The organism is Pseudomonas sp. MIS38 (assembly GCF_019891575.1).
Taxonomy (GTDB): domain Bacteria; phylum Pseudomonadota; class Gammaproteobacteria; order Pseudomonadales; family Pseudomonadaceae; genus Aquipseudomonas; species Aquipseudomonas putida_A.
Map to the genome: position 1 here is coordinate 25,199 of NZ_JAFLXF010000003.1, position 20,853 is coordinate 46,051.

Below are 20,853 nucleotides of genomic sequence, written 5' to 3' on the forward strand. Positions count from 1 at the left end.
GTATCGAATCAATGCCGCACATTTTGATCGTCGAAGACGAAACCATTATCCGCTCCGCCTTGCGCCGCCTGCTGGAACGTAACCAGTATCAGGTCAGCGAAGCCGGTTCTGTGCAGGAAGCACAAGAACGCTTCAGTATTCCCACATTCGATCTGATCGTCAGCGACCTGCGCCTGCCTGGCGCCCCCGGCACCGAGCTGATCAAGCTTGGCCAGGGCAAACCGGTGCTGATCATGACCAGCTACGCCAGCCTGCGCTCGGCGGTCGACTCGATGAAGATGGGCGCGGTGGACTACATCGCCAAGCCTTTCGATCACGATGAAATGCTTCAGGCGGTCGCGCGGATCCTGCGTGATCACCAGTCGACGCCTGCCGCCGGCGAAGTGCCTGCCGGCAAAGCAGCCAACGGCAGCGGCAAGTCGTCTGTCGACAACAGCAACGGCGAGATCGGCATCATTGGCTCGTGCCCGCCGATGCAGGATCTGTACAGCAAGATCCGCAAGGTCGCACCGACCGATTCCAATGTCCTGATCCAGGGCGAGTCCGGCACCGGTAAAGAGCTGGTGGCCCGCGCCCTGCATAACCTGTCCAAGCGTGCCAAGGCACCGATGATTTCGGTGAACTGCGCCGCCATTCCGGAAAGCCTGATCGAGTCCGAACTGTTCGGCCACGAAAAAGGCGCGTTCACTGGCGCCAGCGCCGGTCGCGCCGGTCTGGTGGAAGCGGCGGACGGCGGCACGCTGTTCCTCGACGAGATCGGCGAACTGCCGCTGGAAGCCCAGGCCCGCCTGCTGCGCGTGCTGCAGGAAGGCGAGATTCGCCGCGTCGGTTCGGTGCAGTCGCAAAAAGTCGATGTGCGTTTGATCGCCGCGACCCACCGCGACCTCAAGAGCCTGGCGAAAATCGGCCAGTTCCGTGAAGACCTGTATTACCGCCTGCACGTGATCGCCCTGAAATTGCCGGCTCTGCGCGAACGTGGCGCCGACGTCAACGAAATCGCCACGGCGTTCCTCGCTCGCCAGAGTGCGCGCATCAACCGTACCGACCTGAAATTTGCCGCCGATGCCGAACAGGCCATCCGGCACTATTCCTGGCCGGGTAACGTGCGCGAGCTGGAAAACGCAGTCGAGCGCGCAGTGATCCTGAGCGAAAGCCCGGAAATCTCTGCCGACCTGCTGGGCATCGACATCGAGTTGAGCGATCTGGAAGACGACGAGTTCATCGGCTTGCCTGCGCAAACCGCAGGTAACACCAGCAACAGCAGCCATGAGCCGACGGAAGACCTGTCGCTGGAAGATTACTTCCAGCACTTCGTTCTTGAGCATCAGGACCACATGACCGAGACCGAACTGGCGCGCAAACTGGGCGTCAGCCGCAAGTGCCTGTGGGAACGCCGCCAGCGCCTGGGTATTCCACGGCGCAAGACCGGGGTCACCAGCGAGAGCTGAACGTTACCTGTCGAGTGTGCGCGTAACGCTTGAAGATGTGAAAAAACTGTTACCTCAGTCCTTTCACGTAACAGAAGCCGGGGTTATCGGTAACGAAACCCCGGCTTTTTTTCGCCCCGAGAAAACCGTTATATCGACCTAACCCCTTGTTTTATTGGGCTTCGCAAAAGTTGGCACGGCACCTGCTATATGTTTGGTACAAGAACAATAACAAGCAATGCACAAGACAATAAAAATAAGACGAATCGACTCACGCACAATAAAAACAAGACGGCGAGAGGCGCAGCTAACTGATTCTTTTGGAGAGGCGTTGTATTTGGGGCTAGCCCCACGACCAGGCCGAGAACAACAAAAACTGTCCTAAGACAGAGCCTGTACTGGTTGGATCGCAAGATCACTGCAACACAGCGACCAAAGCAATCCGTTTGCTCTTGGCTCCCGATTGGGAGGGTCATGAAGGAAAAGCTTCATGGCGAGGGCACTCAACAAAAACAAGAAGCCCGAATCAATAATAAAAAGAGCACGCAACTACTTCTGGGGGAGCTTCGGCTCCCCTTGTAGTTTCTTCCCCCCCGCAAAAACCCGCCCCCAAAGCCTTTAGCCTGCGACTTACAGCGCAAATCCGCTGCGTCCTACACCATCCCCCGACTAAATGCTAGAATCTGCGCCCATCATGCGGTCATTCTTTGGTATGGCCGAACATTCCTTCAAACAGTGCATCCCATGCTGAAGAAGCTGTTCCAGTCATTCCGAACTCCCGTGCGTCGTACGCAACACATCCGCAGCACCCCTGAAGTGCTCAACAGCGGCCAACATTCGCTGCAGAAGGGGCAATTCAGCCGCTATGCGGTCAATATCGTCGAACGCTTGCAGGGCGCCGGCTACCAGGCCTATCTGGTCGGTGGTTGCGTGCGTGACATGCTGTTGGGCATCACGCCCAAGGACTTCGACGTCGCCACCAGCGCCACCCCCGAGCAAGTCCGTGCCGAATTCCGCAATGCGCGGATCATCGGTCGCCGCTTCAAACTGGTGCATATCCATTTCGGTCGCGAAATCATTGAAGTCGCGACCTTCCGCGCCAATCACCCGGTCAATGAAGACGACGAGGACAGCAACCAGTCTTCGCGCAACGAGAGCGGGCGGATTCTGCGTGACAACGTCTACGGCACCCTGGAAGAAGACGCGCAACGCCGCGACTTCACCATCAACGCCCTGTATTACGATCCGGTCAGCGAGCGCATTCTCGATTACGCCAACGGCGTACACGACATCCGCAATCACCTGATCCGCCTGATCGGCGATCCGAAGCAGCGTTACCAGGAAGACCCGGTGCGCATGCTGCGAGCCGTACGTTTCGCCGCCAAGCTGAATTTCGGCATCGAAAAACACACCGTGCAGCCAATTCGCGAACTGGCGCCGATGCTGCGCGAAATTCCGTCGGCCCGCCTGTTCGAGGAAGTGCTCAAGCTGTTCCTCTCCGGCCATGGCGCGATCACGTTCGAGATGCTGGTCGATCTGCAACTGTTCGCCCCGCTGTTCCCGGCCAGTGCCGACGCACTGGAGCACAACCCGGAATACACCCACACGCTGATCAGCGAAGCGCTGACCAACACCGACCTGCGCATCAAGCAGAACAAACCGGTAACCCCGGCGTTCCTGTTTGCCGCCCTGCTCTGGCCTGCCCTGCCGGCCCGCGTGTTGCGTCTGCAAGAGCGTGGCATGCCGCCGATTCCGGCGATGCAGGAAGGTGCGCACGAGCTGATCGCCGAGCAGTGCCAGCGCATCGCCATTCCAAAGCGCTTCACCATGCCGATCCGCGAAATCTGGGACATGCAGGAACGCTTGCCACGCCGCAGCGGCAAACGCGCCGACCTGCTGCTGGACAATCCACGCTTCCGCGCCGGTTACGACTTCCTGCTGCTGCGTGAAAGCGCTGGCGAGCAGACCGACAGTCTGGGCGAATGGTGGACGGACTATCAGGACGCCAACGACAGCGAACGTCGCGAGATGATTCGCGAACTCAGCGGCAAGGGCGATGACGCCAGCGGCGCGCCGCGCAAACGTCGCCGCAGCAGCGGTTCCAAGCGCAAGCGCGCCGGAGCTCCGAGCGCCTCGGGCGAATAAGGCATGGAACGCATCTATATCGGCCTGGGCAGCAACCTCGCTGACCCGGCCGAACAATTGCGCAGCGCGCTCAACGCGCTGGGGCAATTGCCGCAGACGTCCCTTGCTGGTGTTTCGGCGTTCTATCAGAGCGATTCACTGCTGCCGGGACAACCGCGTTACACCAACGCGGTCGCCGCCCTCGACAGTGATCTCGCGCCGCTCGATCTGCTCGATGCGCTGCAAGCGATCGAAAACGATCAGGGTCGCGAGCGTCTGGAACGTTGGGGGCCGCGTACGCTGGATCTGGATATCCTGCTGTTCGGCGATCGGCTTATCGACGAGCCACGCCTGAAAGTCCCGCATTATCAGATTCAGGAAAGGGCGTTCGCTCTGTATCCGCTGGCCGAACTGGCTCCCGCAGACCTGCGCCTGGCCGATGGCCGCGCGCTGTCCGATCTGCTCGCCGCCTGCCCGTTCGTAGGCCTCGAACGCCTCGCGCACGCTTGAAACCACACCTCCTGTGGGAGCGGGCTTGCTCGCGAAAGCGTCGTGTCAGTCACTCAATCAGTCAACAGACCCACCGCTTTCGCGAGCAAGCCCGCTCCCACATCGAGTATTCCAATTCTGATTTTTTGTCGGACAAAAAACCCGCCAATCAGCCCCGCCGCGCCGCTGAATCGCATCAGTAACGCCGGTAACACTCCCCTCGTAACAATGCGGTAACACACGCAATTGACTTCCGCTTGGCTCCTCACGACTATAGGCGTCCCGCTGCCGCCAACCCGGCACATACGGGCGCAATCCAGGCCTTATAAGCACGACAAAAGAGCGTGCGCCTGAGTAGACGAAGAATCACGCGCGTTACTCGCAGTAGTTTCCAGAGCGCCTGAACGAGGATTTTTTACATGCCAGCCATCACCCTGACCACGCTCCAGAGCCTCAAGCAGAAAGGTGAAAAGATCACCATGCTGACCTGCTATGACGCGACCTTCGCCCACGCCTGCAACGAGGCCGGTGTCGAAGTGCTGCTGGTGGGCGACTCCCTCGGCATGGTTCTGCAAGGGCACGACAGCACCTTGCCGGTGACCATCGCAGAAATGGCCTACCACACCGCGTGCGTCAAACGCGGCAACACCGACGCCCTGATTCTGGCTGACCTGCCGTTCATGGCCAACGCCACTATCGAACAAACCCTGACCAACAGCGCCACGCTGATGCAGGCCGGCGCGCACATGATCAAGGTCGAAGGTGCGCTGTGGCTGGCGGAGTCGATCCGCCTGCTGGCCGAGCGCGGTGTGCCGGTCTGCGCGCACATGGGCCTGACCCCACAAGCGGTGAACATTCTTGGCGGCTATAAAGTGCAGGGCCGCAACGAGAACCAGGCGCGGCAGATGCGTGCCGACGCGATCTCGCTGGAACAGGCTGGCGCAGCCATGCTGCTGCTCGAATGCGTGCCGAGCGAACTGGCCGCCGAAATCAGCCAGGCCGTGAAGATTCCGGTCATCGGCATCGGCGCCGGTAGCGATACCGACGGCCAGGTACTGGTGCTGCACGACATGCTCGGCCTGTCGATCACCGGTCGCGTGCCGAAATTCGTGAAGAACTTCATGAACGGCCAAGACAGCATCCAGTCAGCATTGAAGGCTTATGTTAATGAAGTCAAAGGCGTCACGTTCCCTGGGATCGAACACGGATTCTCTGCATGAACACCGTTAAAACCGTACGCGAACTGCGCGCCGCCGTGGCCCGCGCCCGCAGTGAAGGCAAGCGCATCGGCTTCGTGCCGACCATGGGCAACCTGCACAGCGGCCATGTCGCGCTGATCACCAAAGCCACCCAGCGCGTGGACTTCGTGGTCGCGAGCATTTTCGTCAACCCGCTGCAGTTCGGCGCCGGCGAAGACCTCGACAAGTACCCGCGCACCCTGGCGGCGGATCAGGAAAAGCTGCTGCAAGCCGGCTGCCACTTGCTGTTCGCCCCGACCGTCGAAGAGATGTACCCCGACGGCATGGCCGGGCAGACCCGGGTCAGCGTGCCGCAACTGTCCGAAGGCCTGTGCGGCGCTAGCCGTCCGGGGCACTTCGAGGGCGTGGCGACCGTGGTCAGCAAGCTGTTCAACATGGTTCAGCCGGATCTGGCGATCTTCGGCCAGAAAGACTTCCAGCAACTGGCGGTGATCCGCGCGCTGGTGCATGACCTGAACATGCCAATCCAGATCATCGGCGAACCCACCGTGCGTGCAGCCGACGGCCTGGCGCTGTCGTCGCGTAATGGCTTCCTCAGCGAAGATCAACGCGCGGTGGCCCCGGTGGTCTACCGCACCCTGAGCACGATTGCCGAGTCGATCAAACAAGGCGAGCGTGATTTTCCGGCACTGATCGCCGCTCAGGTGCAACAGCTGGAAGCCGCCGGCCTGCGTCCGGATTACCTGGAAATCCGTCATGCCCTGACCTTGCGTCCGGCGACGGCAGAAGACCGCGATCTGGTGATTCTGGTGGCGGCGTTCCTCGGCACCACGCGGTTGATCGACAACCTGCACCTGAACCTCGATACCCCAGTCTAAAAAACACCGCAATACCCCTGTGGGAGCGGGCTTGCTCGCGAATGCGGTGCATCATTCAGCAGATAGGTTGACTGACACACCGCATTCGCGAGCAAGCCTGCTCCCACATTGGTTTCTGGTGTCCACACAGACCATATTGCCGCCCCCAAAGCCTTCGGGCACACTGCCCGCCGTTTGCTTCCAACCCGGGAAATCCCTCATGCACGCCATCATGCTCAAGGCCAAACTGCACCGCGCCGAAGTCACTCATGCGGTACTCGATTACGAAGGTTCCTGCGCCATTGATGGCGAGTGGCTGGACTTGTCCGGCATCCGTGAGTACGAGCAGATCCAGATCTATAACGTCGACAATGGCGAGCGCTTCACCACCTACGCGATTCGTGGCGAAGAGGGTTCGCGGATGATTTCGGTCAATGGCGCAGCCGCGCATAAAGCCAAGGTCGGCGACCGCGTGATCATTTGCGCCTACGCCCATTACAGCGAAGCGGAACTGCTGAATTTCAAGCCGCGCATGCTGTACATGGCGCCGGGCAACGAGCTCAGCCACACCAGCAACGCCATTCCGGTTCAGGTGGCCTGAGCCGCTTCGACGCGCCACTCCCCTTCCGTTGGTCGGCCCGTTCCCGGTATTGATGTTAAAAAAGTACAGGGAACAGGTCAGAAGAAGTCAAGACAGATCGCAGCGCGAGGTTTACTGTATTCGCCCTGCGTTGAAAAATCGTGTCGACGCATTTGACCCTCGCCCAAACATGGCGTATCGGTCTGTTCTGTGTTCAAAAGGCCGTTCAAGTAAAAAGGAAAACCGCAGCGATGGCGTACTACCGCACTCCTCATGACGTTACCGCTCTGCCTGCCTGGCAGGCGTTGAAAGATCACCGCCAAGCCATGCAGGATTTCAGCATGCGCGAAGCCTTCAACGCCGATCCGCAGCGCTTCAATCAATTCACGCTCAGCAGCTGCGGACTGTTTCTCGATTATTCGAAGAACCTGATCAACGCCGAAACCCGCAACCTGCTGGTGGGTCTGGCCAATGAAGTCGATCTGAAAGGCGCGATCAAAGCGCTGTTCGACGGCGAAATCGTCAACGCCTCCGAAGGCCGCCCGGCGCTGCACACCGCCCTGCGCCGTCCGGTCGGCGACAAGCTATCGGTCAACGGCGTCAACGTGATGCCGGAAGTGCACAAGGTGCTGAACCAGATCACGGATCTGGTCGGCCGCATCCACGACGGCCTGTGGCGTGGTTACACCGAGAAGCCGATCACTGACGTGGTCAACATCGGCATCGGTGGTTCGTTCCTCGGCCCGGAGCTGGTCTCCGAAGCGCTGTTGTCCTACGCGCAGAAAGGCGTGCGTTGCCACTACCTGGCGAACATCGACGGCAGTGAGTTCCACGAACTGACGCAAAAGTTGCGCGCCGAAACCACACTGTTCATCGTTTCGTCGAAATCCTTCAACACCCTCGAAACCCTGAAGAACGCTCAGGCCGCACGCGCCTGGTATCTGGCTCAGGGCGGTTCCGAAGCCGAGCTGTATCGCCACTTCATCGCGGTATCGAGCAACAACGCCGCGGCCGTTGCGTTCGGCATCCGTGAAGAAAACATCTTCCCGATGTGGGACTGGGTAGGCGGTCGTTACTCGCTGTGGTCGGCCATCGGTCTGCCGATTGCCCTGGCCATCGGCATGTCCAACTTCAAGGAACTGCTGTCCGGTGCCTACACCATGGACCAGCATTTCCAGAGCGCACCGTTCGAACAGAACATGCCGGTGCTGCTGGCCCTGCTCGGCGTGTGGTACGGCAACTTCTGGGGCGCGCAAAGCCACGCGATCCTGCCGTACGACCACTACCTGCGCAACATCACCAAGCACTTGCAACAGCTGGACATGGAGTCCAACGGCAAGAGCGTGCGTCAGGACGGCACCTCGGTGTCGACCGATACCGGCCCGGTGATCTGGGGTGGCGTCGGCTGCAACGGTCAACACGCGTATCACCAGTTGCTGCACCAGGGCACCCAACTGATCCCGGCCGATTTCATCGTGCCGATCGTCAGCTTCAACCCGGTCTCCGATCACCATCAGTGGCTGTACGCCAACTGCCTGTCGCAGAGCCAGGCGCTGATGCTCGGCAAGACCCTGCCGGAAGCCGAAGCCGAACTGCGCGAAAAAGGCATGAGCGAAGAGCAGGTGCACAAACTCGCACCGCACAAGGTGATCCCGGGCAACCGCCCGAGCAATACCATTGTGGTCGAGCGTATCAGCCCGCGTCGTCTCGGCGCGCTGGTCGCCATGTATGAGCACAAAGTGTTCGTGCAGAGCGTGGTCTGGGGCATCAACGCCTTCGACCAGTGGGGCGTGGAACTGGGCAAGGAACTGGGCAAAGGCGTTTACAACCGTCTGGTCGGCAGCGATGAAACCGTTGCTGACGATGCCTCCACCCAGGGCCTGATCAACTACTTCCGCGGTCGTCACCGCGGGTGATTTGATAGTGCGGCCCACAGGTTTTGGTTCCCCGGATCCTGTGGGCAAAAAATCCCTTGTAGGAGTGAGCCTGCTCGCGATCGCGGTGTGTCATTCAACATCAATGCTGATTGACACCCCGCGATCGCGAGCAGGCTCACTCCTACAGTTGTTTTAGGGTGTATTCAAAATCAGGCTCAAACATCAGATTCCTGATGCGGCTTGAACCCTTGGCCCTCTCGGCGCATCTTTATTCTTCGCACAACAAGAATAAGGAACCGTCATGTTCGATATCAGCACGTTCCCCAAAGCCGATGCCGTCCGCCGGGCTGCGCAGTTGAGTCAGGACGACTATAAGCGTCTGTACCGCGAATCCATTGAACACCCCAGCGCCTTCTGGGCCGAACAGGCCACCCGCTTCCTCGACTGGAGCACACCGTGGCAGACCGTTCAGCGTTACGACCTGAAAACCGGTGAAGCGTCCTGGTTTGCCGGCGGTCAACTGAACGTCAGTTACAACTGCATCGACCGTCACCTCGCCCAGCGCGGCGAGCAGACTGCGATCCTCTGGGAAGGTGACGACCCGGCCGAATCAGCGCAGATCACCTACAAAAAACTTCACCATCACGTCTGCCGTCTGGCCAATGTGCTGAAAAGCCGTGGGGTGAAAAAAGGTGATCGGGTGTGCATCTACATGCCGATGATCCCCGAGGCGGCCTACGCCATGCTCGCCTGCGCGCGGATCGGCGCGATTCACTCGGTGGTGTTCGGCGGCTTCTCCCCGGACTCATTGCGTGACCGCATTCTCGACGCCGACTGCCGCACGGTGATCACCGCCGATGAAGGCGTACGCGGCGGCAAGTTCGTGCCACTCAAGCACAACGTCGACAAGGCCCTGCAAAGTTGCCCGGACGTCAGCACCGTCGTCGTAGTCGAACGCAGCCAAGGCCAGGTCGATTGGGTCGAGGGCCGTGATCTCTGGTATCACCAGGCCGTACGTGACGTCAGCGACGATTGCCCGCCAGAACCGATGGACGCCGAAGATCCGCTGTTCATCCTTTACACCTCCGGCAGCACCGGCAAACCCAAGGGCGTGCTGCACACCACCGGCGGCTACCTGCTGCAAGCGGCGATGACCTTCAAATACGTGCTCGATTACCGCGATGGCGAAGTGTTCTGGTGCACCGCCGACGTCGGCTGGGTGACCGGCCACAGCTACATCGTCTACGGCCCGCTGGCCAACGGCGCGACCACGCTGATCTTCGAAGGCGTGCCAAGTTATCCGAGCACCTCGCGCTTTTGGCAGGTGATCGACAAACACAAAGTGAACATCTTCTACACCGCACCGACCGCCCTGCGTGCGCTGATGCGCGAAGGTGCCGAACCGTTGAAGAAAACGTCGCGCGCCAGCCTCAGATTACTCGGCAGTGTCGGTGAGCCAATCAACCCGGAAGCGTGGGAATGGTACTTCAACGTGGTCGGCGAGCAGCGCTGCCCGATTGTCGATACCTGGTGGCAGACCGAAACCGGCGGGATCATGCTCAGCCCGTTGGTCAGTGCAAAACGCATCAAACCGGGTTGCGCCACGCAGCCGATGTTCGGCGTGCAACCGGTGCTGCTCGATGAGCACGGCAAGGAGATCAAAGGCGCCGGCAGCGGCGTGCTGGCGATCAAATCCAGCTGGCCGGCGCAGATCCGCAGCGTCTACGGCGATCCGCAAAGAATGGTCGACACCTATTTCAAACCCTACCCCGGCTATTACTTCACTGGCGACGGCGCACGCCGTGACGAGGACGGCGACTACTGGATCACCGGACGCATCGATGACGTGATCAACGTCTCCGGCCACCGCATCGGCACCGCCGAAGTGGAAAGCGCGCTGGTGCTGCACGACAGCATCGCCGAGGCCGCCGTAGTCGGTTACCCGCACGACGTCAAAGGCCAGGGCATCTACGCCTTCGTCACCCCCATGAACGGCGTCGAGCCGAGCGACGATCTGAAGAAGGAACTGCTGGCCCACGTCAGCAAGGAAATCGGCAGCTTCGCCAAACCGGACCTGATCCAGTGGGCGCCGGCCTTGCCGAAAACCCGCTCAGGCAAGATCATGCGGCGGATCCTGCGCAAGATCGCCTGCAACGAACTCGACAGCCTCGGCGACACGTCGACCCTGGCCGATCCGAGCGTGGTCCAGGGCCTGATCGACAAACGCCTGAACCAGTAACATCTCCGGCGCGGCCAACCGCCCGCGCCCTCCACCACCAATGAGTTGTCATGGAATTCATCCGCAGCCGTATCGAAAACCAACTCATGAGCCTGACTGGTCTGTCCCTTGGCCAGCTCGATCTGGAAAATCCCAAGGGCGATCCCGGGCTGTTCGGCCCGGACTCGATCAGTTGGCAAGTGCACGGCGATTTCAGCAGCATGCTGATCGGCGGCATCAGCGCGTTGTTGCTGCAAGCCCTGCATCCGCTGGCGCTGGCCGGGGTCTGGGACCATTCGAACTTTCGTCAGGACATGCTTGGACGCCTGCGCCGCACCAGCCAGTTTGTTTCCGGCACCACCTTCGGCTCACGCCGCGACGCCGAATGGCTGATCGACAAGGTGCGCAGCATTCACCTGCAAGTGGTCGGCACTGCGCCGGATGGCCGGCCGTATGCGGCCAGCGATCCGGACCTGTTGACCTGGGTGCATGTGGCCGAGGTCAGCCATTTTCTTGCGGCACATTTGCGTTACCGCAATCCGCAATTGTCGGGGGCGGATCAAGATCGCTACTACGCGGAAATTGCCGTGGTCGCCGAGCGCCTGGGTGCGCGGGATGTGCCGAAATCGCGGCAAGCCGTGGCCGACTATCTGCAACGCATGCGTCCGCAATTGCTCTGTGATGAGCGCAGCCGCGAAGTCCTGCGCCTGCTGCTCGACGCCCCGGCACCGAGCGTGCTGGCCCGTCCGTTTGGCGACTTGATGATGAAGGCCGGCATCGATCTGTTGCCGGACTGGGCCAGCGCCATGTTCGGCATACGGCAGAACCCGCTGCAACGCCAGTTGATCCGAGCCAGCGTGAAGCGCAGTGCGCCGATGCTGCGCTGGGCGATGCGCAATGGCTCGGTGCAGCGGGCACAGCGGCGGATGGGAATTCTGACCTGAAAAGCATCGCGAGCAGGCTCACTCCTACAGGGACCTTCCTGCGCAACACTGATCCCTTGTAGGAGTGAGCCTGCTCGCGATGGAAGCACCTCGGTTGCCCGCCAAACTGCTAAACTCCCGCGCCTCAATTCTCACCAGCAAGGCGCACGCATGTCTTCCTTGAATCAGGCGCTGCGCGCCGCCCTCGATAAACGCCAGGACCTGCTCGCTGAGCTGCACAGCCAGGGCACCGATTGCTACCGGCTGTTCCACGGCAGCCAGGAAGGCGCCGGTGGCCTGACCGTCGACCGCTACGGTCCGCAATTGCTGGTGCAAAGTTTTCACCAGACCCTGGAGCGTGACGACCTGCTGCAACTGCACGCCATGGTCAATCAGACCCTGGGCTTTGACACCCTGCTGGTCTACAACGACCGCTCCCGGGGCAACTCGCGCATCGATCGCGAAGACAGCGTCTACAAAGCCGACGCCGCCGCGCTGGCGGATCTGGTCGGTCACGAATGGGGCCTGAACTATCGCGTGCGCGGGCGGCATGCCGGGCAGGATCCGCTGCTGTTTCTCGACCTGCGCAACACCCGCGGCTGGGTCAAGGATCACGCCAAGGGCAAAAGCGTGCTCAACCTGTTTGCCTACACCTGTGGCGTCGGCCTGAGTGCCGCTGCCGGTGGCGCGCGCGAGGTGTGTAACCTCGACTTCGCCGAAGGCAATCTGGCAGTCGGCCGAGAAAACGGCCTGCTCAACCCGCAATTGCCCGAGATGCAATTCATCCAGTCCGATTACTTCCCGGCGATCCGTCAACTTGCCGGGCTGCCGATCAGCCAGCGGCGCGGGCAGAAGCTGCCGAGCTATCAGCGCCTCGACCAGCGCCAATACGATCTGGTGCTGCTCGACCCGCCTGCTTGGGCCAAGAGCGCCTTCGGCACCGTCGACCTGCTGCGCGACTATCAGAGCCTGCTCAAGCCGGCGCTGCTGACCACCGCTGACAACGGCGTGCTGATCTGCTGCAACAATCTGGCGAAGGTCAGCATGGACGACTGGCGCGAACAGGTCCTGCGTTGTGCAGAGAAGGCCGGGCGACCGGTGCGCGAATGGAGCGTGATGACTCCGGGCGCGGATTTCCCGTCGCTGGACCAACAGCCACCGCTGAAAACCCTGATCCTGCAGTTGTAACCCCCCCCTGCGGGACTGGCAACCATCCAATGTGGGAGCGAGCTTGCTCGCGAAGGCGGCGCGTCAGTCAGCATATTTCTCGACTGATCCGCCGCTTTCGCGAGCAAGCTCGCTCCCACAGTGTCTTGGTCCTACAGAACAATCTGAACAATCCTGCCCCCCACGAGGTACTTCGGAACCAGAATCGCGTGCCATACTCCAAGGCACTCCGATTCAGAGATGACGCCGCACATGCCCAAAGGATTGATTCGCGCGATTGGCGCCTTGTTGACTGCTCTGGCCCTCTACAGCCTGCTGGGGTTTCTGATTTTGCCGGGCATCGCCCTGCGTATCGCCAACCAGCAACTGGCGAACTACGCCACGGTGCCGGCGCATATCCAGCGCATCGAACTCAATCCGTTCAGCCTGGAAGTCACCCTGTGGGGCTTGGTCGTCGGTGAGCCGGGCAAGGAGCAGGTCGGCTTCGAGCGGCTGTACGCCAACCTGCAACTCGACAGCCTGTGGACCAAGGCGCTGCACCTGGCCGATATCGAGCTGGACAAGCCCAAGACCGAAATCCTCTTCGCCAAGGACGGCCAGCTCAATCTGCTGGGCCTGTTCAAGATTCCCGCCAGCGAACCGACCCCGGCCGATCCGAATGCCAAGCCGTTCCCGCTGCGCATCGATCGCATCCAGCTGGCCGGTGGCAACGTACATTTCCAGGACGCCCGGCCGAGTGAGCCGATCGAGTTCATCTACGACAAACTCGACTTCGAGCTGAAAAACCTCAGCACCCTCCCCGACGATAACGCCGACATGACCCTGGTCGCCGCCGGCCCGGCCGGTGGGCAGATCGACTGGAAAGGCAACTTCAGCCTGATCCCGTTCACCTCCGAAGGCACCTTGAAAGTCACCGACGGCAAGATGAAATCATTCTGGCCTTACGTGCGTGACGCGCTGCCGCTGGTACTCGAAGACGGCGTGCTGAATCTCAGCACCGAGTACAAACTGAATCTGTCGAAAGAAACCGAACTGCTGTTGAACAACGTCGCGGTGAGCATTGCGCCATTCGCGATCAAGGCGCCGGACGGACGCCCATTGGCGAAACTTGAACGCCTCGACGTCAGCGAAACTTCGCTGGACCTGGCCAAACAGCAAGTAGTGGTCGGCAAGATCCGCAGCAACAAACTGGAAACCTGGGCTGCGCTCGAAGCCGACGGCCAGCTCGACTGGCAGAAACTGTTCGCCAGCCAGCCATCGAAACCTGCCGCCAAGGCCGCCGCCGAACCCAAGACCACTCCGGCCGCCGCCGACTCGCCGAAAGCGCCGGTCGCGCCGAGCAAGCCCTGGCAAGTGCTGCTCAAAGACGTCCAGCTACGCAACTACACCGTGCATCTCGCCGACCGCTCGGCCAACCCACCCGTGGCGCTGGATGTGACGCCGCTGAACATTGATCTGCAGGATTTCGACAGCCTCAACGGTTCGCCCTTCAAGGTCAGGCTCGACAGCGGCTTGGGCAAACAAGGCAAGATCAACGCCGATGGCGTGGTCAACCTCGCGCCGGTCACCGCCCAGCTCAATGTGAAAACCCAGGACATCGACCTGCGCGTTGCACAGTCCTACATCAATCCGTTCATTCGCCTGGAACTGCGCAGCGGCATGCTTGGTAGCGACCTCAAGGTCAACCTCAAGAGCACCGAACCGCTCGCACTCGGCGTGACCGGGCGCGCGCAGATCGATCAACTGCACACCCTCGACACCCTGAAAACCCGCGACTTCCTCAAGTGGCAGCAAGTGGTGGTTGAAGGCATCAACTATCAACACGGTGACAGCCTGTCGATCGACAAGATCAACCTGTTCCAGCCGTACGCGCGGTTCATGATCAACGACGACCGCACCACCAACATCGACGATCTGCTGATCCCGCAGCCCGCCGACAATGGTGCGAAAACCGCAGCGGCGAAACCGGCCAGTAAAGACAAACCACTGGGCATTCACATCGGCGCGATTGCGATCAACGACGGCTCGGCCAACTTCGCCGACTTCAGCCTGACGCCGAATTTCGCTACGGCGGTTCAACAGCTCAACGGCCAGATCGGCACCATCGACAGTCGTCAGGCGAAACCGGCCAGCGTCGACATCAAGGGCAAGGTCGACCGCTATGCCCCGGTGACCATCAAAGGCGCGGTCAATCCATTCGACCCGATGGCCAGCCTCGACATCGCCACCAGTTTCAAACGCGTCGAGCTGACTACCCTGACCCCGTATTCCGGCAAGTTCGCCGGTTACCGCATCCGCAAGGGCCGGCTCAACCTCGACCTGCATTACCTGATCACCAAGGGCCAGTTGAAGGCTGAAAACAAAGTGGTGGTCGAGCAACTGCAACTCGGTGAAAAAGTCGACAGCCCGGATGCCGTGAGCCTGCCGCTGAAACTGGCGATTGCCCTGCTCAAGGACGTAGACGGCAAGATCTCCATCGAACTGCCAGTGACCGGCGACCTCAACAACCCGCAGTTCAGCGTGATGCCGATTGTCTGGCAGACCCTGCGCAACCTGATCGTCAAGGCCGCCGCCGCACCGTTCAAGATGATTGGCGGGCTGATCAACGGTGGCGGCTCCGAAGACCTCGGTACCGTGTCATTTGCTGCGGGCTCAAGCGATTTGAGCAAGGATGCCGAAGCAGCGCTGGATAAACTGTCCCAAGCCCTCAAGGAACGTCCAGCCCTGCGTCTGGAAATCGAAGGCACTGCCGCACAGAGCAGCGACGGCCCGTTGATTGCCGAGCAGCGTCTGGAGCGCGAATACCAGTACAACTACTACAAGATGCTCCAGCGCCGTGGCGACAAGGTGCCGGCTCAGGCGTCCCTGCTGCAAGTGCCGGAGAGCGAGAAAGGCCCGCTGCTCGAAGGCATCTACCGCACCCGTCTGAAAACTCAGCCACCGGCCGAATGGAAAGATCTGGGCAAAGAAGAACGCACGGCGAAAATGCGTGATGGTGTGATCAAGTTCTGGAGTTCCAGCGATGTGCTGCTGCGGCAGTTGGGTCAGGAACGCGCCAGCAGCATCAAGGATTATCTGGTCGACAAAGGCCAACTGGCGGATGACCGGGTGTACTTCATCGATGCCAACCTTGGCGAGGCCGAAAGCGATGGTCGGGTCGTGACGCAAATGCATCTGGACGCCGAATGATGAAGCGCAAATGGCTGGCAGCGTTGACGCTGCTGCTCGCTGGCAGCCCTGCACTGGCCTCCGACACGCTGCGCTGTGGCAGTCAGTTGGTCAGCCTCGGTGACCGCGCCAGCGAAGTACTGCAGAAGTGTGGCGAACCGGTGAGCCGCGATGTCCTCGGCTACAAGCGCAGCGCCAACCGCCGCGAAGAATTTCAGGTCGAGGAATGGACCTACGGTCCGAGCAACGGCATGTACCAGTACCTGCGCTTTGAAGGCAATCGTCTGCGGCAGATCAACAGCAAGCGCGGTAATTAATTCACCCCCCCTGTAGGAGTGAGCCTGCTCGCGATAGCGGTGTGTCAGTCAGCAGATTTCTCAATCTGACACACCGCTATCGCGAGCAGGCTCACTCCTACAATTGTTTTGTGGTGCCCCTGAAATAGAACAGGCCCCGACACAAGTGCCGGGGCCCGTAATGGTCACGTCCGTGTGACCGTTCGCATGAACTCTAAAGTTGCGGCAGACGTATTGCTCGGCCCGTCTGTCGCGCCTTCTCCCGGTCCAGGCGAGAAGTCATGCCTTACTCGGCTTTCAGGCCGTCAGCGGAGACCGCTTTGACGCCTTTGATTTTCTTGGCGATAGCCACGGCGGTGGTTTTCTGAGCCTCGGTCACTGCAACAGTGGAGGACAGTGATACAACGCCTTTGTTGGTTTCAACTTTGATATCGGTACCTGGGATGCCTTTTTCGGTTACCAGGTCGCTTTTGACTTTGGTAGTGATCCAGGTATCGGAAGTAGCTTCTTTAGCCTTGGTCATTTCACCAGCAGCCAGAGTCATTGGAGCCTGAGTAGCCTGGGTGGATTGTGCGAAAGCACCGGAAGCCATGGTCAGGGTCAGCGCGGTAGCAGCAGCGGCAGTGATAGCGAACTTCTTCATACGAGTAACTCCTGTTTTTCTGGAAAGTCTGCTGGTTGTCTTGTCAGCAGGGTTACTAGGTATATTGCGAAGGCTGTGCCAACTTTTCGAAAGACAATAAATCCTTTTAAATCAATGAGTTAACAATTAGGAAAATTTTCGGAATCATGCAATTTGCATGACAAGTGCATTATCGACATGCAAGTTGCGGCTTTTCGGAAAGTTCCTAACACGCTGAAATTCTTGAAGCTTTTTTCCAGCGTCAAAAGACAAAAAAATGCCCCGCAAAGCGGGGCACTTGCCAATCAGGCCATCGCATCAAGTGCCGCTGGCAGTGCAGCCTTTTGGCGAGTAATCGGGATTGACTGTCGTGGCACAGGTCCACACACCAGAGGTATTACCCGTAGCAGCGCCCGAACGAGTAAGCGTGATGGTTTTGCCCAGTACCGGTCCCGGCGCGTTGAGCAGCGTGCAGCTGATGCTGCCCGCCCCCGTCGCCGCTGTGCCTGTAACCGCCACCGTACAGTTGGAGGTGGTGGTTGTACCGCCATTCACAGCGGTTATATCCGGAGCGGTACCTTGATTGATGGTGTCCTCAAACGGCACCTTCATCGCACTGATCTCCGCCAGCCCCGCAGTCACTTTTGATCGCGCCTGATACTTCGAATACTGCGGCAGGGCGATGGTCGCCAGAATCCCGATGATCGCCACCACGATCAGCAGCTCGATCAGAGTGAAACCTTTTTGGTTGTTCATAGACAGGCTCTCCATGCATGAGTCGGAATCTCATGATCTGCAAAGGGCTCAGCATAGGCCGTGCCAACCGCTTGCAGACCCCGCACGCTCGGCATAAAGGTGCCGTGTCGCGCTTTCCTACAACCCGTAACCGCACTATCTGACACTTTTTGTCACCTGTACCGGGCGTGTTTGGCGCTGTCACTTGACTAGGCTATAAGTCATGAACTGTCAGCATCCGGAATCCCCATGAATGACATCGCTCTGAGCGGTCTGGCCAAGCAATTGGTGCAGGCCGAACTGCTTACGGAAAAAAGCGCCCAGCAGGCCTGGCAACAGGCGCAGCGCAATCGGCTGTCGCTGGTCAGCTACCTGGTGCAGAACAAACTGGTGAAGAGCTCACAGGTGGCCGAGATCGCTTCCGAGCATTTCGGCATGGCCTTCATGGACCTCAATTGCCTGGACAAGGAAACCCAGCCCAAAGGCCTGGTCAGTGAAAAACTGGTGCGCCAGCATCACGCCCTGCCCTTGTGGAGGCGTGGCAACAAGCTGTTCGTGGGCATTTCCGACCCGAGCAATCATCAGGCGATCAATGACATTCAGTTCAGCACCGGGCTGAGCACCGAAGCCATTCTGGTGGAGGACGACAAGCTCACCGAGGCCATCGAGAAATTCTTCGACACCCACGCCAGCGGCCTCGAAGAAATGGCCGACGTCGATCTCGACGGCGTGGATGTCGAGTCCGTCGACGACAGCCGCCAGGACGCCATCGGCGGACTCGACGCCGATGACGCGCCGGTCGTGCGCTTCGTGCACAAGATGCTGCTCGACGCGATCAAGAGTGGCTCCTCTGACCTGCACTTCGAACCTTACGAAAAGACCTTCCGGGTGCGGGTGCGCACCGATGGCATCCTGCGCGAGGTGGCCAAACCGCCGATCCAGTTGGCCGGGCGAATCGCCGCACGCCTGAAAGTCATGGCCAGCCTGGATATCTCGGAGCGCCGCAAACCCCAGGACGGGCGGATCAAGATGCGCCTGTCGAAGACCAAGTCCATCGACTTCCGGGTCAACACCCTGCCGACCCTGTGGGGCGAAAAAGTGGTGATCCGGATTCTCGACCCGTCCAGCGCGCAGATCGGCATCGATGCATTGGGTTACGAACCGGCGCAGAAAGAGCTGTACATGGCAGCGCTCAAGCAGCCCCAAGGGATGATTCTGGTAACCGGACCTACCGGGTCGGGGAAAACCGTATCGCTGTACACCGGCCTCAATATCCTCAACACCGTCGACATCAACATTTCCACCGCCGAAGACCCCGTGGAAATCAACATGGAAGGCATCAACCAGGTCAACGTCAATCCGAAACAGGGGCTGGATTTTGCTCAGGCCCTGCGTTCGTTTCTGCGGCAGGATCCGGACGTGATCATGGTCGGGGAAATCCGCGACCTGGAAACCGCCGAAATCGCGATCAAGGCCGCGCAGACCGGCCACCTGGTGCTGTCCACGCTGCACACCAACAGCGCCGCCGAAACCCTGACCCGTCTGCACAACATGGGCATTCCCGGGTTCAACATCGCCACCTCGGTCAGCCTGATCATCGCACAGCGCCTGGCGCGCAAGCTGTGCAGCCACTGCAAGAAACCGATCGAGATCCCCCGCGAAACACTGATCAAGGAAGGTTTCCCGCCGGAACAGATCGGCAGTTTCACGATCTATGAGCCGGTCGGTTGCGACCTCTGCAACGGCGGCTACAAGGGACGCGTGGGGATTTACGAAGTGGTGAAAAACACCCCTGACCTGCAACGGCTGATCATGGCCGAAGGCAATTCGCTGGAAATCGACAGCCAGATGCGTCGCGACGGCTTCGACGACCTGCGCACCTCGGGCCTGCACAAGGCCATGCAAGGCATCACCAGCCTGGAAGAAATCAACCGGGTCACCAAGGACTGAACATGGCGGTCAAGGCAGCGAAAATCAGCATCTACGCCTGGGAAGGCACGGATCGCAAAGGCAGCAAAGTCACGGGCGAGTTGAGCGGGCAGAACCCCGCGCTGATCAAGGCCCAACTGCGCAAGCAAGGAATCAATCCGGGCAAGGTACGGAAGAAATCCACCTCCCTGCTCAGCCTCGGCAAACGCATCAAGGCCCAGGACATCGCCCTGTTCACCCGGCAGATGGCAACCATGATGAAAGCCGGCGTACCGCTGCTGCAGTCGTTCGACATCATTGGCGAAGGCTTCGACAACCCGGCGATGCGCAAACTGGTAGACGAGGTGAAGCAGGAAGTGGCCGCCGGCAACAGCTTCGCCGCCGCACTGCGCAAGAAACCGCAGTATTTCGATGAGCTGTATTGCAACCTGGTGGATGCCGGCGAGCAATCCGGCGCCCTCGATACGTTGCTTGAGCGGGTCGCGACCTATAAGGAAAAAAGCGAAGCGCTCAAGGCCAAGATCAAGAAAGCCCTGACCTACCCCAGCGCCGTGGTGCTGGTGGCAATGGTCGTTACCGGGATTCTGCTGGTAAAAGTGGTGCCGCAGTTTCAGTCGGTATTTTCCGGCTTCGGCGCCGAATTGCCGGCCTTCACCCTGATGGTAATCAGTATCTCGGAGTTCCTGCAGCAATGGTGGTGGGCGGTACTTGGTGCGCTGATCGCGGCGGTGTTCGGCATCCGCCATGCGCTGAAGAAATCCCAGGCCTTGCGCGACCGCAAAGACACCTGGCTGCTGAAGCTGCCGCTGGTGGGCACGCTGATGTACAAATCGGCGGTGGCGCGATTCGCCCGCACCCTGTCGACTACCTTTGCCGCTGGCGTACCGCTGGTGGAGGCACTGGATTCGGTGGCGGGTGCCACCGGTAACGTGGTGTTCAAACGCGCGGTGCTGCGCATCCGTCAGGACGTCGCCACCGGCATGCAGCTGAATTTTTCCATGCGCAGCACCGGAGTCTTCCCCAACATGGCGGTGCAGATGACCGCCATCGGTGAGGAATCGGGCGCGCTGGATGACATGCTCGACAAGGTCGCCGGTTTTTATGAAGAGGAAGTGGATAACATGGTCGACAACCTCACCAGCCTGATGGAGCCGTTCGTCATGGTGGTGCTCGGGGTCATCGTCGGCGGGCTGGTCGTGGCCATGTACCTGCCGATCTTCCAGCTTGGCTCAGCGATCTGAC

The 20,853-nt window shown here is 60.1% G+C and carries 16 protein-coding genes; 14 read left to right on the forward strand and 2 right to left on the reverse strand.

Features of this window, described 5'->3' with window-relative positions; genetic code table 11:
* The first annotated feature begins 11 nt into the window (after window positions 1-11).
* The 12 genes from J1G18_RS05450 to J1G18_RS05505 all read left to right on the forward strand — a co-directional run bounded on the left by J1G18_RS05450 (window position 12) and on the right by J1G18_RS05505 (window position 16,346).
* Window positions 12-1,448 (forward strand): sigma-54-dependent transcriptional regulator, encoded by a 1,437-nt coding sequence (locus J1G18_RS05450; RefSeq protein WP_134787346.1) that lies wholly within the window; start codon window positions 12-14, stop codon window positions 1,446-1,448.
* A gap of 723 nt (window positions 1,449-2,171) precedes the next feature.
* On the forward strand, window positions 2,172-3,572 hold the full coding sequence (locus J1G18_RS05455) for a polynucleotide adenylyltransferase PcnB (RefSeq protein ID WP_223007205.1): 1,401 nt from the start codon (window positions 2,172-2,174) through the stop codon (window positions 3,570-3,572).
* A gap of 3 nt (window positions 3,573-3,575) precedes the next feature.
* Window positions 3,576-4,061: a 2-amino-4-hydroxy-6-hydroxymethyldihydropteridine diphosphokinase gene (gene folK / locus J1G18_RS05460; RefSeq protein WP_223007206.1), complete on the forward strand. Its 486-nt coding sequence runs from the start codon at window positions 3,576-3,578 to the stop codon at window positions 4,059-4,061.
* A gap of 398 nt (window positions 4,062-4,459) precedes the next feature.
* Window positions 4,460-5,260, forward strand: coding sequence for a 3-methyl-2-oxobutanoate hydroxymethyltransferase (panB, locus tag J1G18_RS05465; RefSeq protein WP_135296579.1), 801 nt, complete (start codon window positions 4,460-4,462; stop codon window positions 5,258-5,260).
* The gene (panC, locus tag J1G18_RS05470) at window positions 5,257-6,117 is read left to right on the forward strand and encodes a pantoate--beta-alanine ligase (protein ID WP_223007207.1); all 861 of its coding nucleotides are present in this window, start codon (window positions 5,257-5,259) and stop codon (window positions 6,115-6,117) included. Before panB ends, panC begins: the two co-directional genes overlap by 4 nt.
* A 199-nt stretch (window positions 6,118-6,316) precedes the next feature.
* The gene (panD, locus tag J1G18_RS05475; RefSeq protein WP_003228271.1) at window positions 6,317-6,697 is read left to right on the forward strand and encodes an aspartate 1-decarboxylase; all 381 of its coding nucleotides are present in this window, start codon (window positions 6,317-6,319) and stop codon (window positions 6,695-6,697) included.
* Window positions 6,698-6,927: 230 nt separating this feature from the next.
* A complete protein-coding gene (pgi, locus tag J1G18_RS05480; RefSeq protein WP_027614102.1) occupies window positions 6,928-8,592 on the forward strand; it encodes a glucose-6-phosphate isomerase in 1,665 nt (554 codons plus the stop codon).
* A 262-nt stretch (window positions 8,593-8,854) separates the two neighbouring features.
* Window positions 8,855-10,792 (forward strand): acetate--CoA ligase, encoded by a 1,938-nt coding sequence (acs, locus tag J1G18_RS05485; RefSeq protein ID WP_223007208.1) that lies wholly within the window; start codon window positions 8,855-8,857, stop codon window positions 10,790-10,792.
* Window positions 10,793-10,842: 50 nt separating this feature from the next.
* Window positions 10,843-11,715: an oxygenase MpaB family protein gene (locus J1G18_RS05490; protein WP_223007209.1), complete on the forward strand. Its 873-nt coding sequence runs from the start codon at window positions 10,843-10,845 to the stop codon at window positions 11,713-11,715.
* A 150-nt stretch (window positions 11,716-11,865) separates the two neighbouring features.
* Entirely contained in the window at window positions 11,866-12,882 is a 1,017-nt protein-coding gene (locus J1G18_RS05495; RefSeq protein WP_098965654.1) for a class I SAM-dependent rRNA methyltransferase, read from the forward strand.
* Between the two features lie 219 nt (window positions 12,883-13,101).
* On the forward strand, window positions 13,102-16,050 hold the full coding sequence (locus J1G18_RS05500) for a DUF748 domain-containing protein (RefSeq protein ID WP_223007210.1): 2,949 nt from the start codon (window positions 13,102-13,104) through the stop codon (window positions 16,048-16,050).
* The gene (locus tag J1G18_RS05505) at window positions 16,050-16,346 is read left to right on the forward strand and encodes a DUF2845 domain-containing protein (protein WP_115988878.1); all 297 of its coding nucleotides are present in this window, start codon (window positions 16,050-16,052) and stop codon (window positions 16,344-16,346) included. The genes J1G18_RS05500 and J1G18_RS05505 overlap by 1 nt, the downstream gene beginning before the upstream one ends.
* Window positions 16,347-16,611: 265 nt before the next feature.
* On the opposite strand, the gene J1G18_RS05510 is transcribed toward J1G18_RS05505, so the two are convergent.
* Together J1G18_RS05510 and J1G18_RS05515 are read right to left on the reverse strand one after the other, a co-directional pair.
* The gene (locus tag J1G18_RS05510; protein ID WP_025108814.1) at window positions 16,612-16,968 is read right to left on the reverse strand and encodes a BON domain-containing protein; all 357 of its coding nucleotides are present in this window, start codon (window positions 16,966-16,968) and stop codon (window positions 16,612-16,614) included.
* A 297-nt stretch (window positions 16,969-17,265) separates the two neighbouring features.
* The gene (locus J1G18_RS05515; protein WP_097089220.1) at window positions 17,266-17,703 is read right to left on the reverse strand and encodes a pilin; all 438 of its coding nucleotides are present in this window, start codon (window positions 17,701-17,703) and stop codon (window positions 17,266-17,268) included.
* 228 nt (window positions 17,704-17,931) lie between these two features.
* Between J1G18_RS05515 and pilB the strand changes: the two genes are divergently transcribed.
* Both pilB and J1G18_RS05525 read left to right on the forward strand, forming a co-directional pair.
* Entirely contained in the window at window positions 17,932-19,632 is a 1,701-nt protein-coding gene (gene pilB, locus J1G18_RS05520) for a type IV-A pilus assembly ATPase PilB (RefSeq protein ID WP_097089222.1), read from the forward strand.
* A gap of 2 nt (window positions 19,633-19,634) precedes the next feature.
* Complete coding sequence (locus J1G18_RS05525; RefSeq protein ID WP_098965663.1) at window positions 19,635-20,852, forward strand: type II secretion system F family protein; 1,218 nt, start codon at window positions 19,635-19,637, stop codon at window positions 20,850-20,852.
* Window position 20,853: the final 1 nt, after the last annotated feature.

What these genes read in the sequence shown, in the direction of transcription:
- J1G18_RS05450 (WP_134787346.1), top strand. Translation starts at nt 12, where the DNA reads ATGCCGCACATTTTGATCGTCGAAGACGAAACCATTATCCGCTCCGCC.
- J1G18_RS05455 (WP_223007205.1), top strand. Translation starts at nt 2,172, where the DNA reads ATGCTGAAGAAGCTGTTCCAGTCATTCCGAACTCCCGTGCGTCGTACG.
- folK (WP_223007206.1), top strand. Translation starts at nt 3,576, where the DNA reads ATGGAACGCATCTATATCGGCCTGGGCAGCAACCTCGCTGACCCGGCC.
- panB (WP_135296579.1), top strand. Translation starts at nt 4,460, where the DNA reads ATGCCAGCCATCACCCTGACCACGCTCCAGAGCCTCAAGCAGAAAGGT.
- panC (WP_223007207.1), top strand. Translation starts at nt 5,257, where the DNA reads ATGAACACCGTTAAAACCGTACGCGAACTGCGCGCCGCCGTGGCCCGC.
- panD (WP_003228271.1), top strand. Translation starts at nt 6,317, where the DNA reads ATGCACGCCATCATGCTCAAGGCCAAACTGCACCGCGCCGAAGTCACT.
- pgi (WP_027614102.1), top strand. Translation starts at nt 6,928, where the DNA reads ATGGCGTACTACCGCACTCCTCATGACGTTACCGCTCTGCCTGCCTGG.
- acs (WP_223007208.1), top strand. Translation starts at nt 8,855, where the DNA reads ATGTTCGATATCAGCACGTTCCCCAAAGCCGATGCCGTCCGCCGGGCT.
- J1G18_RS05490 (WP_223007209.1), top strand. Translation starts at nt 10,843, where the DNA reads ATGGAATTCATCCGCAGCCGTATCGAAAACCAACTCATGAGCCTGACT.
- J1G18_RS05495 (WP_098965654.1), top strand. Translation starts at nt 11,866, where the DNA reads ATGTCTTCCTTGAATCAGGCGCTGCGCGCCGCCCTCGATAAACGCCAG.
- J1G18_RS05500 (WP_223007210.1), top strand. Translation starts at nt 13,102, where the DNA reads ATGACGCCGCACATGCCCAAAGGATTGATTCGCGCGATTGGCGCCTTG.
- J1G18_RS05505 (WP_115988878.1), top strand. Translation starts at nt 16,050, where the DNA reads ATGAAGCGCAAATGGCTGGCAGCGTTGACGCTGCTGCTCGCTGGCAGC.
- J1G18_RS05510 (WP_025108814.1), bottom strand. Translation starts at nt 16,968, where the DNA reads ATGAAGAAGTTCGCTATCACTGCCGCTGCTGCTACCGCGCTGACCCTG.
- J1G18_RS05515 (WP_097089220.1), bottom strand. Translation starts at nt 17,703, where the DNA reads ATGAACAACCAAAAAGGTTTCACTCTGATCGAGCTGCTGATCGTGGTG.
- pilB (WP_097089222.1), top strand. Translation starts at nt 17,932, where the DNA reads ATGAATGACATCGCTCTGAGCGGTCTGGCCAAGCAATTGGTGCAGGCC.
- J1G18_RS05525 (WP_098965663.1), top strand. Translation starts at nt 19,635, where the DNA reads ATGGCGGTCAAGGCAGCGAAAATCAGCATCTACGCCTGGGAAGGCACG.